The sequence below is a fragment of the Streptomyces sp. NPDC091412 genome, assembly GCF_044756885.1.
Lineage (GTDB): Bacteria > Actinomycetota > Actinomycetes > Streptomycetales > Streptomycetaceae > Streptomyces.
Window position 1 is genome coordinate 822,917 of record NZ_JBIVTV010000001.1, and the last position, 16,362, is coordinate 839,278.

Annotated in this window: 11 protein-coding genes; 3 read left to right on the forward strand and 8 right to left on the reverse strand. The window is 70.5% G+C overall.

Annotation, left to right across the window (positions count from 1 at the left end):
- Nucleotides 1–333: 333 nt before the first annotated feature.
- The 5 genes from ACIQMV_RS03705 to ACIQMV_RS03725 form a co-directional block, all read right to left on the reverse strand.
- Nucleotides 334–1,710 (reverse strand): alpha-amylase family protein, encoded by a 1,377-nt coding sequence (locus tag ACIQMV_RS03705; RefSeq protein WP_402590833.1) that lies wholly within the window; start codon nt 1,708–1,710, stop codon nt 334–336.
- 132 nt (nt 1,711–1,842) lie between these two features.
- Nucleotides 1,843–3,531 carry a glycoside hydrolase family 13 protein gene (locus ACIQMV_RS03710; protein ID WP_402590835.1) on the reverse strand — a complete coding sequence of 563 codons (1,689 nt, stop codon included), beginning with the start codon at nt 3,529–3,531 and terminating at the stop codon, nt 1,843–1,845.
- A 206-nt stretch (nt 3,532–3,737) separates the two neighbouring features.
- The gene (locus ACIQMV_RS03715; protein WP_402590837.1) at nt 3,738–4,643 is read right to left on the reverse strand and encodes a sugar ABC transporter permease; all 906 of its coding nucleotides are present in this window, start codon (nt 4,641–4,643) and stop codon (nt 3,738–3,740) included.
- 19 nt (nt 4,644–4,662) lie between these two features.
- A complete protein-coding gene (locus tag ACIQMV_RS03720) occupies nt 4,663–5,667 on the reverse strand; it encodes a carbohydrate ABC transporter permease (RefSeq protein ID WP_402590839.1) in 1,005 nt (334 codons plus the stop codon).
- A gap of 100 nt (nt 5,668–5,767) precedes the next feature.
- The gene (locus ACIQMV_RS03725; RefSeq protein WP_402590841.1) at nt 5,768–7,039 is read right to left on the reverse strand and encodes an extracellular solute-binding protein; all 1,272 of its coding nucleotides are present in this window, start codon (nt 7,037–7,039) and stop codon (nt 5,768–5,770) included.
- Between the two features lie 445 nt (nt 7,040–7,484).
- Here ACIQMV_RS03725 and ACIQMV_RS03730 point away from each other — a divergent pair, with 445 nt between their 5' ends.
- Entirely contained in the window at nt 7,485–8,519 is a 1,035-nt protein-coding gene (locus tag ACIQMV_RS03730) for a LacI family DNA-binding transcriptional regulator (RefSeq protein WP_141361486.1), read from the forward strand.
- Between the two features lie 75 nt (nt 8,520–8,594).
- Nucleotides 8,595–9,437 carry a phosphatase PAP2 family protein gene (locus tag ACIQMV_RS03735; protein ID WP_402590843.1) on the forward strand — a complete coding sequence of 281 codons (843 nt, stop codon included), beginning with the start codon at nt 8,595–8,597 and terminating at the stop codon, nt 9,435–9,437.
- A gap of 72 nt (nt 9,438–9,509) precedes the next feature.
- On the opposite strand, the gene ACIQMV_RS03740 is transcribed toward ACIQMV_RS03735, so the two are convergent.
- Both ACIQMV_RS03740 and glnA read right to left on the reverse strand, forming a co-directional pair.
- The gene (locus ACIQMV_RS03740; RefSeq protein WP_402590845.1) at nt 9,510–12,506 is read right to left on the reverse strand and encodes a bifunctional [glutamine synthetase] adenylyltransferase/[glutamine synthetase]-adenylyl-L-tyrosine phosphorylase; all 2,997 of its coding nucleotides are present in this window, start codon (nt 12,504–12,506) and stop codon (nt 9,510–9,512) included.
- Between the two features lie 291 nt (nt 12,507–12,797).
- Complete coding sequence (gene glnA / locus ACIQMV_RS03745; RefSeq protein WP_141361480.1) at nt 12,798–14,159, reverse strand: type I glutamate--ammonia ligase; 1,362 nt, start codon at nt 14,157–14,159, stop codon at nt 12,798–12,800.
- 329 nt (nt 14,160–14,488) lie between these two features.
- Here glnA and ACIQMV_RS03750 point away from each other — a divergent pair, with 329 nt between their 5' ends.
- A complete protein-coding gene (locus ACIQMV_RS03750; protein ID WP_401771482.1) occupies nt 14,489–15,700 on the forward strand; it encodes a globin domain-containing protein in 1,212 nt (403 codons plus the stop codon).
- Between the two features lie 115 nt (nt 15,701–15,815).
- On the opposite strand, the gene ACIQMV_RS03755 is transcribed toward ACIQMV_RS03750, so the two are convergent.
- Nucleotides 15,816–16,259, reverse strand: coding sequence for an Rrf2 family transcriptional regulator (locus ACIQMV_RS03755; RefSeq protein WP_141361476.1), 444 nt, complete (start codon nt 16,257–16,259; stop codon nt 15,816–15,818).
- Nucleotides 16,260–16,362 lie beyond the last annotated feature (103 nt).

Genomic DNA, 16,362 nt, shown 5'->3' on the forward strand with positions numbered 1-16,362 from the left:
ACTCCTTGGCGGTACGGCTCACTTGATTGCGGCCCCTCGCCCCGGCATCGACGACGCCGCCGGGCGTGGGCGCGACCGTATCGCCTGCGCAAGGCTTACAGCAAGACCCTTGAAACTCGCGGCAACTCTTTTCATCAGCCACTCACCACCCATCCCTCGGCAGGGGCCGGCGCCCCACTCCCGAAGCGCCGGCCCCACCGTCACGGAAGGCGGTGGAGGATCCGAGGCCGCCGCGCACGTGTGTCGGCCGCCTGGGTCACCGCGACCACCTCCTCGCCCTCCGCGACCCCGCCGACCACGGCGGCCGGCGCCGCAGGAGCAGGCGCCGGGTTGTCAGCAACTCGGTTTCCCGGCGTAGATGGCGAGGGCGGTGTTCGGGGCGACCGAGGCCTGGAACCAGCCGTTGGCGTCCACCGTGACGGTCCTGTTGCCCTGCACATCGCAGTAGGTGCCCGCGGGAAGCGAGGTCTGGTACGAGCGATTGGCCGTCGTGTTCTCGTGGTTGATCACCACATAGCCCTTGGTGCCGCGGCCGAAGACGATGAGGTTGTTGCCGTTGTCCCACCAGTTGGTGACCGCCTGGCCGCGCGTGGCGTTGCGGAAGGCGACCATGGACTTGATCTCCGGCCAGGCGTGTTGGCACTTCCAGCCGTCCTGCCAGCAGGCGTTGACCTTGCCGCCGTTGGGGGGACCCGCGTCCGCGTCGGACCACTCGTAGGCGGAGTTGATGTCGGGGGCGCCGTAGGGCCAGGCCAGCATGAAGACGTTGGCCAGCGTGTAGTTCGCGCCGCTCTTGTAGTTGAGGGTCGAGCCGTTGCGCTCGGTGTCGTGGTTGTCGACGAAGACGCCGGCCACCGAGCTGTTCATGTAGCCCCAGCCCTCGCCGTAGTTCTTCAGGTAGGCGAGCTTCTCATTGGTGAGGACCCGCTTGAGGTCGTAGGCGTAGCGGAACTCCTGGACGTCGCCGGTGCCGGTGTACTCGGTCGGCTGGATCGGCTCGCCGGCGCCGTGGATGACCTCCTGCTTCCAGTAGGCGGAAGGGTTCTTCAGACGCGACTTGATGTTGGCGAGGTCGGCGGCCGGGATGTGCTTGGCCGCGTCGACACGGAAGCCGTCGACGCCCAGGGAGAGCAGGTCGTTCATGTAGCCCGCGATGGTCTGACGGACGTAGTCCGACCCGGTCCTGAGGTCGGCGAGGCCCACCAGTTCGCAGTACTGGACGTTGTAGCGGTCCTGGTAGTTGGTGATGTCGGTCCTGCAGTCGTTGAAGTCGTTGTTCGAGTACAGGCCCGGGTAGCCGTACTTCGTGTACGACGAGCCGCCGGTACCGGTGCCGCTGCCCGCCGACATGTGGTTGATGACCGTGTCCGCGACGACCTTCACACCGGCCGCGTGGCAGGTGTTGACCATGTTCTGGAACGCGGTGCGGTCACCGAGCCGGCCGGCGATCCTGTAGCTCACCGGCTGGTACGACGTCCACCACTGCGGGCCCTGGATGTGCTCGGCGGGCGGGGAGACCTGGACGTAGCCGTAGCCGGCCGGGCCGAGGGTGTTGGTGCACTCCTTGGCGACCGAGGCGAAGTTCCACTCGAAGAGGACCGCGGTGACGTCCTTGGTGCCGGGCGGGGAGGCGGCGGCGGGGGTGGCGAGGGCCACCGAGGCTGCCATGGCGAGGGCGGCCGCGTATGAAAGGGGTCTGCGGATGGTCATGTGGGGGCTCCTTCTTCGTTGAAGGCCCTTGCTGAAAGGTTCAGCAAGTCGATGACCCCGGATGGTAGAAGGCCCGCCGCCTCAACGGGCAGCGGGCCGTGGGGAGTTGATGTGAAACTGTGACCTGTCGGGTCAGGCCGTGGTCCACCACACCGTCGTGTCGGACGGGACCTTCGCCTCGCCGCCCGCCTCCGTCACCTCACCGCTCGTGAGCAGCACACGGCCGTACGCCGGGGTGGTCACCGACTCGCCGGTCGTGTTCGCCACGCAGACGAACTCACCGCGCCGGAAGGCGAGGACGCCCTCGGGCGCGCGCAGCCACTCCACCGCCTCGCCGGCGCCCAGGTCGGAGTGGGCGCGGCGGGCGGCGAGGGCCGAGCGGTACAGCTCCAGGGTGGAGCCCGGCACGCCCTGCTGGGCCGCCACGCTCAGCCGGCCCCAGTGCGCGGGCTGCGGAAGCCAGCTGCCACCGCCGCCGAATCCGTAGGAGGATCCCTCGCGGGTCCACGGGATCGGCACCCGGCATCCGTCGCGGAACCCGTCCTGGCCCTCTCCCCGGAAGTACGCCGGGTCCTGGCGCACCTCGTCCGGCAGGTCCACGACGTCCGGCAGGCCCAGTTCCTCGCCCTGATAGACGTACGCCGAACCGGGCAGCGCCAGCATCAGCAGCGTGGCCGCGCGCGCTCGGCGCAGGCCGAGGTCGCGGTCGCCGGCGCTGCGGATCTGGGTGCCGAGGCCGGGCGGGTTGGCGAACCGGGTGGCGTGCCGGGTGACGTCGTGGTTCGACAGCACCCAGGTGGCCGGGGCACCCACCGGGCGCATGGACTCAAGGGTGCGGTCGATGACCTCACGGAGCGCGTCGGCGTCCCAGTCGGTGCCCAGGTACTGGAAGTTGAACGCCTGGTGCAGTTCGTCGGGGCGCACGTAGTTCGCGGTCCGCTCGACGGTCGGGGTCCACGCCTCCGCGACGAAGATCCGGTCGCCCGAGTACTCGTCGAGGATGTGCCGCCACTGGCGGTAGATCGCGTGCACGCCGTCCTGGTCGAAGAACGGCATGACATCGTTGCCCAGCAGCTTCAGCTGGTCGTGGCTGCCGAGGTCGGGCAGGCCCTCGGCCTTGACCAGGCCGTGGGCCACGTCGATGCGGAAGCCGTCGACGCCCATGTCCAGCCAGAACCGCAGGATGGAGCGGAACTCGTCGCCGACGGCCGGGTGGTCCCAGTCGAAGTCGGGCTGCTCGGGCGCGAACAGGTGCAGGTACCACTCGCCGGGGGTGCCGTCCGGCTCGGTGACCCTGGTCCAGGCGGGGCCGCCGAAGATGGACTCCCAGTCGTTGGGCGGGAGTTCGCCGTCCGCTCCCTTGCCGGGGCGGAAGTGGTAGCGGTCGCGCAGGGCGGAACCGGGGCCCTCGGCGAGCGCGCGCTTGAACCATTCGTGCTGGTCCGAGGAGTGGTTGGGGACGATGTCGACGATGATCCTCAGGCCCAGCGCGTGGGCGTCGCGGATCAGCGCGTCGGCGTCCAGCAGATTGCCGAACATGGGATCGACGGCACGGTAGTCGGCGACGTCGTAGCCGGCGTCGGCCTGCGGGGAGGCGTAGAACGGGCTGAGCCAGACGGCGTCCACACCGAGGTCGCGCAGGTACGGCAGGCGGGAGCGTACGCCCTCCAGGTCGCCCATGCCGTCGCCGTTGCTGTCGGCGAAGCTGCGCGGATAGACCTGGTAGATCACCGCGTCCCGCCACCAGTCGCGGCGCGGGGCGACGGTGGTGGCAGCCGCTTCGGAGAGGGGGGATTCGGCCGGGAAGTGCTGCTTGCTCATGGCGTCCTTGGTGCGTCGGGGGTGCCCCTGCTCGGGCGAAGGAGCTCGGGGCGCTTGCTTGTCATGGGTGCGGAGGAACGCGTCCGGGTGACGGGGCGGCCGCGGTGACAGCGGGGTCCGGGGGCCCCTGCTCGAAGAGCTTGGGGGGACACCGCGGCCGCCACCCGCGCGGGCAGCCGCGCGGGAGCCCTTGACCAGGGGTGGGGTCAGCCCTTGGTGCCGCCCGCGGTGAGGCCGGTGACGATGTTTTTCTGGACAAGGTAGAAGAAGACCGACACCGGAACGGCGATCAACACCGCGGTGGCGGCCATGTAGTTCCACTGGGCGTCGTGCTCGCTGACGAAGCTCTGCAGGCCGACCGCGAAGGTGTACTTGGAGTCGTCCAGCATGAAGGTGGTCGCGAACGCGACCTCGCCGACGGCCGTGATGAAGTTGTAGAAGGCCGCGACGGCCAGCCCCGGGCGGGCCAGCGGCAGGATCAGCCGTACGAAGGTGCCGAAGGGGCTGAGCCCGTCGATGCGTCCCGCTTCGTCGATCTCGAAGGGGATGGTGTCGAAGTACCCCTTGAGCAGCCAGGCGCTGTAGGGGACGGCCGTGGTGCAGTAGATGACGATCAGGCCCAAGTAGGTGTCGATGAGACCGAACTGGCTGAAGATCTCGTACATCGGCACGATCAGGATGGCGATCGGGAAGGCCTGGGTGAGCAGCAGCACCCACATCAACGGCTTGTAGCCGGGGAAGCGCATGCGCGAGACCGCGTAGCCGGTGGTGGCGGCGAGGAAGACACCGATCAGGGTGGTGCCGAGGGCCACGATCATCGTCGACTTGAGCCAGTCGAAGAAGGCGGTGTGCTGCAGCACGAAGCTGTAGTTGGAGAAGGTGAGCTTGCCGAAGATCTCGCCGGGGTGCAGGTAGTCGTCCTTGTCCGGGCCGAGCGACAGGAAGAACAGCCAGGCCACCGGGGCCAGCGCGATGAGGCTCGCCACGGCGAGGCCGCCGTGCAGGAGGGCGCTGCCGAGCGGGCCGCGCTCGGCCCGCCGGCGGGTCCGGCGCGGGGGCGGCGGGGCGGACGCCGGTCCGGCCGGTGTCTTCTCGAGGGTCGTGGTGCTCATGGGGGCGGCTCCTGCGGCGTCAGACGGCGAGCTGGTCATTGCGCTTCAGCCAGCGGAAGTAGAAGGAGGTGAAGACGGTGAGGATCGACAGCAGCAGTACGCCGTACGCGGCGGACTGGGCGAAGTCGCGCGGCTGCTGTCCGAAGCCCAGGAAGTAGGCCCAGGTGACGAGGATCTGGGCGTCGGGCGCGCTGTAGGGGCCGAACAGCAGGAAGATGATGGCGAACTGGTTGAAGGTCCAGATGACGCCGAGCAGTACCACGGTGGAGCTGACCGAGCGCAGACCGGGCAGCGTGACGTGCCGGAAGCGCTGCCAGGCGTTCGCGCCGTCCATCTCGGCGGCCTCGTAGAGCGTTGCGTCGATGGACTGCAGGCCGCCGAGGAGCGAGAGCATCATGAACGGCACACCGCACCAGGTGTTGACCATGATCGCGGCGAAGCGCTGCCAGAAGGTGTCCTCCAGCCACTGCGGCTGGGGCAGGTGCAGGCTGCCGAGCACCTGGTTGAGCACACCGGAGTCGGCGAGCATGATCCGCCAGGAGAAGACCGTGACGAAGGTCGGCACGGCCCAGGGCAGGACCAGCATCAGCCGGTAGAAGGTGCGGCCGCGCAGCTTCTGGTTGAGCATGAGCGCGAGGCCGAGGCCGATGCTGTAGTGCAGGAACACGCAGGCAGCCGTCCAGAAGACGGTCCACAGGAAGTGCGACCAGAACCGGTCGTACGCGGTCGGGCCGAAGAGGATGTCCTGGTAGTTGTCCAGCCCGATGAACCTGTAGGTGGCCTCGATGTGGTTGACGCCGATGGTGCGCGCCGAGTTGAGGCTGTTGGCGTCGGTGAGGGTCAGGTAGAAGCCCCGCACCAGGGGATATCCCACGATGCCGCCGAGCACGACGACCACCGGCGCGATCATCGCGTAGGCGTACCAGTACTTCTGGTAGCCGTTCTTCAGGCGCTGCCCCAGCCCGGGCCGAGGCGCGCGGTCACCGCGACGCCTGCCGGTCGCGCGGTCGATGGCGACTGTCATGGTTCGACACCTTTTGCAAGATCAGGGAGTTGGGCTGGGCACAGGCCGGTGGCCGCCGGAGTCCTCCCCTTCACGGGAGCACTCCGACGGCCACGCCGGCTCACTTGCTGAAGTCGGGGACCAGCTTGGCGATCGCGAGTTCCGCGTTGCTCAGGCCCTTGTCCAGGGACTCCTTGCCGGCGGCGATCTTGGGCAGCTCGCTGTCGAGCGGGCCCCACAGGGAGCCGTACTCGGGCAGCGCCGGGCGCGGCTGGGCGGCGGCCAGGACGCCCTGGTAGCCGGCGATGCCGGGATCGGTCTTGACCTCGGCCGTGTAGGCGTCGTCACGGGTGGGCAGCGTGGAGTTCTTCAGGGCGATGGTCTCCTGGGACTTCGCCGAGGTCATGAACTTCACGAACTTCAGGGCCGCGTCCTGGTGGGCCTTGTCCGAGCCGGCGTAGACGGAGAGGTTGTGTCCGCCGGTCGGAGCGCCCGCCTTGCCGGAGGAGCCGGCCGGGACGGTGGCGATGCCCAGGTTCGACTTGTCCGTGAAGGCGGAGCCCTTGTAGAAGTTCGTGATCTCCCAGGGGCCCTGGATGATCGCGGCGACCTTGCCTTCGATGAACGCGTCCTGGATGTGGGCGTAGGCGTCGGCGGTGGTGTCGGCCTTGTGCAGGCCCTTGCCGTCGAACAGGCCGAGCCAGGTGCCGTAGCCCTTCTTGGCGGCCGCCGAGTTCATGGTGATCTTCTTGGCGTCGACGTCGACGGTGTCGGTGCCCTCGCCGAAGAGGAAGTTCTGGGCGTAGTAGGCCTGGGTGGAGCCCCAGTAGCCGTCGACGCCGGTCTTGTCCTTGATCTTGGCGGCGGCGGACTTCAGCTCGTCCCAGGTCTTGGGGGCCTCGGCGATGCCGGCCTTCTGGAACAGGGCCTTGTTGTAGACCAGGGCCAGGGTGTCGGTGACGAACGGGACGCCGTAGGTCTTGCCCTCGTACTGGGCCTGCGTGATCAGGCTGGGCTGGAACTTGTCCTGGTCGGCGAGGGCCTCGGTGCCGTCCAGCGGCACGAAGTAGCCCTTCTTGGCGAAGGCCGGGGTCCAGCCGACCTCGGAGCGCAGCACGTCCGGGGCGCCCTTGGAGCCCGCGGCCGTGTCGAACTTGTTCTGCGCCTGGTCGAACTGGACGTTGACGTACTTGACCTTGATGTCCTTGTTGGCCGCTTCGAACTGCTTGACCAGGGCCTGGTACGTCGGTGCCTCGTTGGTGGCGTTGGAGGTGTCCCACCAGGTGATGGTCACCGGACCGTCCGACTTGTCGCCGTTGTCGCTCCCGCCGCACGCCGTCGCCGTGAGGGCGAGGGACGCCACCAGCGCGGTGGCCGCTATGCCACGCCGCATGAGTTCTCCTTGAGGGTTAAGCCCGTGAACAGGGAACGGCCCCGTCCGCCGCCCTGCCGAGTTGCCGACCGCGCCGTTGCCGCCGCCGGGCGACCGAGAACGTAACAGCGTTGCAAGCTCCGCGAAAGACCTTGCAGAAAAAAAGCGCAAGACTGCGGGCGAGTTACCACTTCGTGACCCGCCGAGGCGGGTCCTACGGCCCTGATTTCACGCGGGCAGGCGGCCCCTCGGACACTTGTGCAAGACTCTGCAAGCCCTTGCCAGACGATGGCGGGGGAGGAATCATCCCGTTGCGGACCGGACGCCGAGACCCGGACGTCGACCGGCCGCCGACCGAACACGAGGGATCGCGATGACGCAGCAGCCCGCAGCGGGCCGTTCAACGGCTCGCACCAGGCGCCCCGTCGGTGTGCAGGGCGGGGGCCGACCGGTACAGTCCGGTCATGTGACCACACGGCTTGCCGACATCGCCGCGCAGGCAGGGGTGAGCGAGGCGACCGTCAGCCGCGTCCTCAACGGCAAGCCGGGCGTCGCCGCCACCACCCGCCAGTCCGTGCTGGCCGCCCTCGACGTCCTCGGCTACGAGCGCCCGGTACGGCTGCGGCAGCGCAGCGAGGGGCTGGTGGGCCTGATCACCCCGGAGCTGGAGAACCCGATCTTCCCGGCGCTGGCACAGGTCATCGGCCAGGCGCTGACCCGGCAGGGTTACACCCCGGTGCTCGCCACGCAGACCCCCGGCGGGTCCACGGAGGACGAGCTGACCGAGATGCTGGTGGACCGCGGGGTCGCCGGGATCATCTACGTCTCCGGTCTGCACGCGGACACCACGGCCGACATGGAGCGCTACGAGCGCCTGCGCGCCCAGGGCGTGCCCTACGTCCTCGTGGACGGCTTCTCCCCCAAGGTGCAGGCGCCGTTCATCTCCCCCGACGACCGGGCCGCGATGACTCTGGCGGTCACCCACCTCGCCTCCCTGGGGCACACCCGTATCGGCCTGGCCCTCGGCCCGAAGCGCTTCGTGCCGGTCCAGCGCAAGATCGAGGGCTTCGTGCGCGCCATGCAGGACCAGCTGGGCCTGGCCGCGGACGTCGTCGAGTCGGAGCTGGTCCAGCACTCCCTCTACACCCTGGAGGGCGGCCAGGCCGCGGCCACCGCGCTCATCGAACGGGACTGCACGGCGATCGTCTGCGCCAGCGACATGATGGCGCTCGGCGCGATCCGGGCGGCCCGGCAGCGCGGCCTGGAGGTCCCCCGGGACGTCTCCGTGGTGGGCTTCGACGACTCCCCCCTGATCGCCTTCACCGACCCGCCCCTGACGACCATCCGCAAGCCGGTGCCCGCGATGGGCCAGGCGGCGGTGCGCACGCTGCTCGAGGAGATCGGCGGGACGCCCGCGCCGCACAGCGAGTTCGTGTTCATGCCGGAGCTGGTGGTGCGCGGTTCGACCGCTTCGGCCCCCGGGGACCGCGCTCGTCCCTGAGGCGGAGAACATGCGAACGGAACCCGACCGGGGGATGATCGGTGGACGAACGCTTTTCTGGCAGACTCTGTGCCTATGGGTGACTCGACCGAGACACGACTGGAAGGCCGGGAAGAGGCCGTTCCGCCCCTCGTCACGGACGAGCAGTCCCCCACCGCCCTGGAGCGGCTGCGCACCCCCCGCCGGCCGCGGCTGTGGTTCGAGATCCTGCTGATCGCGGTGAGTTACTGGACGTACTCGCTGATCCGCAACGCGGTCCCGGAGCAGAAGGCCAAGGCGCTGCGCAACGCGGACTGGGTCTGGGACGCCGAGCACCAGCTCGGCATCGCCGTCGAACACTCGGTCAACCATGCCCTGAACTCGGTGACTTGGCTGATCATCGGCATGAACTACTACTACGCGACGCTGCACTTCGTGGTCACCATCGGCGTCCTGGTGTGGCTCTACCGCACGCACCCCGGCCGCTACGCGGCGGCCCGGCTCACCCTCTTCGTGACGACGGGTGTGGCGCTGCTCGGCTACTACCTGTACCCGCTGGCACCCCCGCGCCTGATGACCGGCGGCCACTTCGTGGACACGGTCCAGGTCCACCACACCTGGGGTTCCATGGCGTCCGGCGACCTCAAGAACATGTCCAACCAGTACGCCGCGATGCCGTCCATGCACATCGGCTGGTCCCTGTGGTGCGGCCTGACCATCTTCACCCTGTGCACGATCCCGTGGCTGCGCGTCCTCGGCCTGCTCTACCCGGTGGCCACCCTGGTCGTCATCGTCGCCACCGCCAACCACTTCTGGCTCGACGCGGTCGGCGGCGCCCTGTGCCTCTCCTTCGGCTTCACGGTGGCCCGCGCCTGGTACGGGGCGCTGCCGCACGCGCTGCCGCGGCTGACGCCGGCGCTGCGGCCTACGGAGGCGTAGGGCGGTGTGGCAGGGCCGCCGTCACGGCCTGCGGAGGCCTGGCTCCGCGGCGGTGTCGCCGGGCCGGCCGTCTCACGAACCGTAGAACAGCTCCTCCATGACCGACCGGGCCCGGCGTGCCGTCCGCCGGTACGCGTCGAGCATGTCGCCCGCGTGCCCCGGCCCGTATCCCAGGTATCGTCCCACCGCGGCCAATTCCCGCGACTCGGTGGGGAACGTGTCCCCCGCCCGGCCCCGCACCAGCATCACCGCGTTGCGCACCCGCGTGGCCAGCACCCACGCCTCGTCGAGCGTGGAGGCATCCTCCGGGGACACCAGTCCCGCCTCCTGTGCCGCCGCCAGCGCCTCCCGCGTCCGCGTGGTCCGCAGCGACGCCTCCCCCGCCGCGTGCCGCATCTGGAGCATCTGCACGGTCCACTCCACGTCGGACAACCCGCCCGGCCCCAGTTTGGTGTGCAGCTTGGGGTCGGTGCCGCGCGGCAGCCGCTCGGACTCCATCCGGGCCTTCAGCCGCCGGATCTCCCGCACCGCGTCGTCGCGCAGCCCGCCGCGCGGATACCGCAACGGGTCGATCAGCTCGATGAACCGCCGCCCCAGGTCCTCGTCCCCGGCCACCGGCTCGGCCCGCAGCAGCGCCTGGGACTCCCACACCAGCGACCACCGCCGGTAGTACGCCTCGTACGACTTGAGCGTCCGCACCAGCGGCCCGGACTTCCCCTCGGGCCGCAGATCCGCGTCGACCAGGAGCGGCGGATCCGCGCTCGGGATCTGGAGCAGCCGCCGCGTCTCGGCGACCACCCGGGCCGCGGCCTCGGCGGCCTCCCGCTCGTCGGCGCCCTCCCACGGCTCGTGCACGAACAGCACGTCCGCGTCCGAGCCGTAGCCCAGCTCGTGCCCGCCGAAGCGCCCCATGCCGATGATCGCGAACCGGGTCGGCAGGGTGTCCCCCCATCCCTTGCGCACGACCGCCCGCAGGGTCCCGGCCAGCGTCGCCGCCGTCAGGTCGGACACCGCGCCGCCCACCTGGTCCACGAGCGCGCCCTGATCGGCCTCGGCGGGCCGGGTCTCGGTGCCGTAGGAGCCGACGATGTCGGCGGCGGCGGTACGGAACAGCTCCCGCCGCCGTACGCCGCGCGCCGCCGTGACGCCCTGCTCGGGGGTCTCGGCGCGGCGGACGGCGGCGAGGACCTCCTGCTCCAGCTGGGCGCGGCCGCGCGGTTCGAGGCCGCCCGCGTCACCGTTGCCCAGCAGTGCCACGGCCTCGGGCGCGCGCATCAGCAGGTCGGGCGCGAGCCGCCCGGCCGACAGCACCCGGGCGAGGTTCTCGGCGGCGGCACCCTCGTCCCGCAGCAGCCGCAGATACCAGGGCGTCTTGCCGAGCGCGTCCGACACCTTGCGGAAGTTCAGCAGCCCGGCGTCCGGATCGGCGGAGTCCGCGAACCACCCCAGTAGCACGGGCAGCAGGGTCCGCTGGATGGCCGACTTCCTGGTGACGCCGGAGGCCAGCGCCTCCAGATGCCGCAGCGCGGCCGCCGGGTCGGCGTACCCGAGCGCGACCAATCGCTCCCGCGCGGCTTCCGGCCTCAACCGGGCCTCGCCGGGAGCGAGTTGGGCGACCGCGTCGAGCAACGGCCGGTAGAACAGCTTCTCGTGCAGCCGGCGTACGACGCTGGTGTGCCGTTTCCACTCGCGGGTCAGCTCGGTGATCGGGTCGCTGCGCAGGCCGAGCGACCGTCCGAGCCGGCGCAGATCGGCCTCGTCCTCGGGGACGAGGTGGGTGCGCCGCAGCCGGAACAGCTGGATGCGGTGCTCCAGGGAGCGCAGGAACCGGTAGGCGTCGTCGAGTTGCACGGCGTCCACACGGCCGACGTACCCCCCGGCGGCCAGCGCCTGCAACGCGTCCAGGGTGGAGCCGCTGCGCAGCGACGGGTCGGTCCGCCCGTGCACCAACTGAAGCAGCTGCACGGCGAATTCGACGTCGCGCAGGCCGCCCGGCCCGAGCTTCAGCTCGCGCTCGACCTCTGCCACGGGGATGGTCTCGACCACGCGGCGGCGCATCTTCTGCACGTCGGCGACGAAGTTCTCGCGCTCGGCGGCCTGCCAGACCAGCGGGTCGAGCGCGGCGATGTACTGCCCGCCCAGTTCCAGGTCGCCGGCCACCGGGCGGGCCTTGAGCAGCGCCTGGAACTCCCAGGTCTTGGCCCACCGCTGGTAGTAGGCGACATGGCTGCTGAGGGTGCGCACCAGCGGCCCGTTGCGGCCCTCGGGCCGCAGATTGGCGTCGACCGGCCAGATCGAGCCCTCCACGGTCGTCTCGGAGCAGATCCGCATCATGTGCGAGGCGAGCCGGGTCGCGGCGCGCAGGGCCTTGACCTCGTCGGCACCGTCCGCGGCCTCACCGACGAAGATCACGTCGACGTCGGAGACGTAGTTGAGTTCGTGGCCGCCGCACTTGCCCATCGCGATCACCGCGAGCCGGCACAGCGCGTCGTCCTCGGGCGCGGCGGCCCGCGCGATCCGGAGCGCGGCGCGCAGGGTCGCGGTGGCGAGGTCGGCGAGCTCGGCCGCGGTCTCGGCGACATCCGTGGTGCCGCACACGTCGCGGGCGGCGATGGACAGCAGGCAGCGCCGGTAGGCGACGCGGAGCGCGACCGGGTCGCCGGCCTCGGCGAGCCCGTGCTCGAACTCCTCCACGCCCGGGTGCAGGTCGCGCGGCTCGTAGGTGACCAGCGCCCGCCAGTCGCCCGCGTGCCGGGCGAGGTGGTCGCCGAGCGCAATGGAGGCGCCGAGCACACCGAGCAGCCGGTCGCGCAGCGGTTTGGCCGCTATCAGCGTGTCGAGCAGTTCGCGGCGGGCCTTGGACTCCGGCTGCGCCTCCAGCAGCCGGACCAGCCCGCCCAGCGCGAGATCCGGGTCGGCGGTGGCGCCCAGCGCCTCCAGCAGCACCGGATCGTCCCTCAGCGGCGCGAGGTCCGGCCCGTCCAGCAGCCGCTCGGCGTCCGAGGCATGGATGAAGCCGTGCCGCAGCAGCCGCGTGAAGGTACTGCTCCTGCGCCCCGGCGCCGTCATCCCGGCCTCCCGTCGGATCAAGCCCGTCCTGGCCAGAGCCTATCCGGACTCCCGGGCCGGAGCCCTGACGCCGGTCCCGCTTTCCGCGCGGTCGGAGACCGGACGCACCGCCTGTCACCCCTTACGCACTGGGGGCCCCGGAGCACCGACAGGTGCTTCTTCGGGGATTCCACTCGACATCACGCATACCCCAAGGGGCCGTGAACGTCAGGAAGAGACGCCGCGGGGCCGACGGTTCCGTGACCGTCGGCCCCGTCCGCCGAATCAGCGGAAACCAGCTCTGACCTGCGCCTACAGCACCGGCAGATGCTTCTTCAGTTCGAAGGCCGTGACCTCCGAGCGGTACTCGTGCCACTCGGCGCGCTTGTTGCGGAGGAAGAAGTCGAAGACGTGCTCGCCGAGGGTGTCGGCGACCAGGTCGCTGTTCTCCATCAGGGTCAGGGCCTCACCGAGGTTCTGCGGGAGCGGTTCGATGCCCATCGCGCGGCGTTCGGCGTTGGACAGGGCCCAGACGTCGTCCTCGGCGCCCGGCGGGAGCTCGTAGCCCTCCTCGATGCCCTTCAGACCGGCGGCCAGGAGGACGGCGTAGGCCAGATAGGGGTTCGCGCCGGAGTCGAGGGAGCGGACCTCCACACGGGCGGAGCCGGTCTTGCCGGGCTTGTACATCGGGACGCGGACCAGGGCCGAGCGGTTGTTGTGGCCCCAGCAGATGTACGAGGGGGCCTCGCCGCCCGCGCCCGCGGTGCGCTCGGAGCCGCCCCAGATGCGCTTGTAGGAGTTGACCCACTGGTTGGTGACCGCGGAGATCTCGGCGGCGTGGCGGAGGAGGCCCGCGATGAAGGAGCGGCCCACCTTCGAGAGCTGGTACTCGGCGCCGGACTCGTAGAAGGCGTTCCGGTCACCTTCGAACAGCGACAGGTGCGAGTGCATGCCGGAGCCGGGGAACTCCGAGAAGGGCTTGGGCATGAACGTGGCCTGGAGGCCCTGCTCGAGCGCGACCTGCTTCATGACCAGGCGGAACGTCATGATGTTGTCCGCGGTGGACAGGGCGTCGGCGTAGCGCAGGTCGATCTCCTGCTGGCCCGGGGCGCCCTCGTGGTGGGAGAACTCCACCGAGATGCCCATCGACTCCAGCATGGTGATCGCCTGACGGCGGAAGTCCATGCCGATGGCCTGCGGGGTGTGGTCGAAGTAGCCGGAGTTGTCCGCGGGCGTGGGGCGGGAGCCGTCCAGCGGGCGGTTCTTGAGCAGGAAGAACTCGATCTCGGGGTGGGTGTAGAAGGTGAAGCCGAGGTCGGAGGTGCGGGCCAGGGCGCGCTTGAGGACGTAGCGCGGGTCGGCGAAGGAGGGGGAGCCGTCCGGCATGAGGATGTCGCAGAACATGCGGGCCGTACCGGGGGCCTCGGCGCGCCAGGGCAGGATCTGGAAGGTGGACGGGTCGGGCTTGGCGATCATGTCGGACTCGTAGACCCGGGCGAAGCCCTCGATGGCGGAGCCGTCGAAGCCGATGCCCTCGTCGAAGGCCTGTTCCAGCTCGGCGGGCGCGACGGCCACGGACTTGAGGAAGCCGAGCACGTCCGTGAACCACAGGCGTACGAACCGGATGTCGCGCTCCTCCAAGGTCCGGAGCACGAACTCCTGCTGCTTGTCCATCTTCCGCTTCCCCATCCTTGCTGGTCAGGCCGCCTGTATTCGGTGTCACGGGAGACCGTCGGGCACCTGAGCATCCCACCACGGCCGCGTTTCGCCCGTGTTGCGGAGCCCGTCACCCGGCCGTCGCGCGAGGGCTCTCGCCCCGCGTACCGCAGGCGTACCGCTCTGCCGCCCATCTTGCCCGCTCGCACCGTCATCCGTAATGGCCGAACCGTCACCCACGTGACCGAGGACACGCCTCCATAATTTGCATCTCAAATGCAAGTTTCAATACCGTTTCGATCAGTCGAGCGATCGAGCCCATCCGATCGAGTCATCGAGGAGTCACGATGCTGTCCGAGCAGTCAGCAGCCACCGTCCGCGCCACCCTCCCCGCCGTCGGCGCGGCCATCGGCCAGATCACCGAGCGCTTCTACGCCAGACTGTTCGACGCCCACCCCGAGCTGCTGCGCGATCTGTTCAACCGCGGCAACCAGGCCGCCGGCACGCAGCGGCAGGCCCTGGCCGGCTCCATCGCCGCCTTCGCCACCCACCTGGTGGAGAACCCGGACCAGCGCCCCGACCTGATGCTCCAGCGCATCGCCCACAAGCACGCGTCCCTGGGAGTGGCACCGGAGCAGTACCCGGTCGTCCACGAGCACCTGTTCGCGGCCATCGCCGAGGTGCTCGGCGAGGCGGTGACCCCGGAGGTCGCCGCCGCCTGGACCGAGGTCTACTGGTTGATGGCCAACGCCCTCATCGCCATCGAGAAGCGCCTGTACGAGCAGAGCGAGCAGCGCGGCTGGCGGGAGTGGGAGGTCGTCGAGCGGATCGAGGAGACCGCGGACGTGGCCACCTTCAAGCTGCGCCCCGTCGACGACGCCCCGGTGCCCGGCTACCGCGCCGGCCAGTACGTCTCGGTCGGCGTCGAGCTCCCGGACGGGGCCCGCCAGATCCGCCAGTACAGCCTGACCGCGGCCCCCGGATCGCCGGTGCGGCAGTTCGCCGTCAAGCGGGTGGCCGGCGACGCCACGACGCCCGACGGGGAGGTCTCCCACCACCTGCACGCACACGTGCGCGTGGGAGACGTCCTCCAGCTGTCCGCCCCGTACGGCGACCTCGTCCTGGAGGAGACCGGGGCGCCGCTGCTGCTCGCCTCCGCGGGCATCGGCGTCACCCCGATGATCGCCATGCTGGAGCAGCTCGCCCTGACCGGCCACAGCGCCCCGGTGACCGTGGTCCACGCCGACCGCTCCCCCGCCGCGCACGCGCTCCGCTCCGACCACCAGGCGTACACGGCCAAGCTGCCGGACGCGCAACCGGTCTTCTTCTACGAGCGGTACGACGCCGATGCCGACGACGACGCGGCAGGCGCCGGGCGGCCCGGCCTGGTCGACCTCGGCGACGTCGACGTCCGGGCCGGCACGCGCGCGTACCTGTGCGGCCCGCTGCCCTTCATGCGGGCGGTGCGTGAGCAGCTGATCGGCAAGGGCGTGTCCCCGGCCGACATCCACTACGAGGTCTTCGGCCCGGACCTGTGGCTGGCCCAGCCGGCCGCCTGACCGATCGGGCCGATGGCTCCGAAGGCCGGCCGAGGCGGTGTGCACCGTCTCGGCCGGCCTTCCGGTGTGGTCGTCCTTCCGGGCCTCCCCGGGGCCGGCCGTGCGTGCCCCGCGCTCAGGTGGGCGGCCGCATGGCGGGCAGCCCCAGCAGCAGCGGTCCCGTCGGCGCCGCGACCATGTCGGCGACCGTGAAGGGGTCGAGCGCGGCGTAGAAGGCCTCCTGGGCGCGCCGCAGGGCGCCGCGCAGGCGGCAGTCGGAGCTGAGCGGGCAGGGGATGCTGCCCTCGCAGTCGGCCACGTCGCCCTCGCCCTCCAGGGCACGTACGAGGGCGCCGACCGAGGCGTCGCGGCCCGCTTCGGTGAGCGTCAGTCCGCCGCCGCGGCCGCGGCGGGCCGCGAGCAGACCGCGGTGCTGGAGCTCGGCGACGACCTTCGCGGTATGCGTGTAGGGCACGCCCATGTCGCCCGCGACCTCCCGGGTCGTGGGGCTCGACTCGCCGGCGACCGCGAGCCGCATCAGGACGCGCAGCGCCATGTCGGTGGAACGCAGCAGCCGCATGCGGACAGGGTAGATAATGCGCATCCGCCGTTCAACTTATCGGCGGTCTCCCGGAGGGCGCTCCGGTCCCACTACGATCAGCGGGCCCCTCGGGCACGCACGG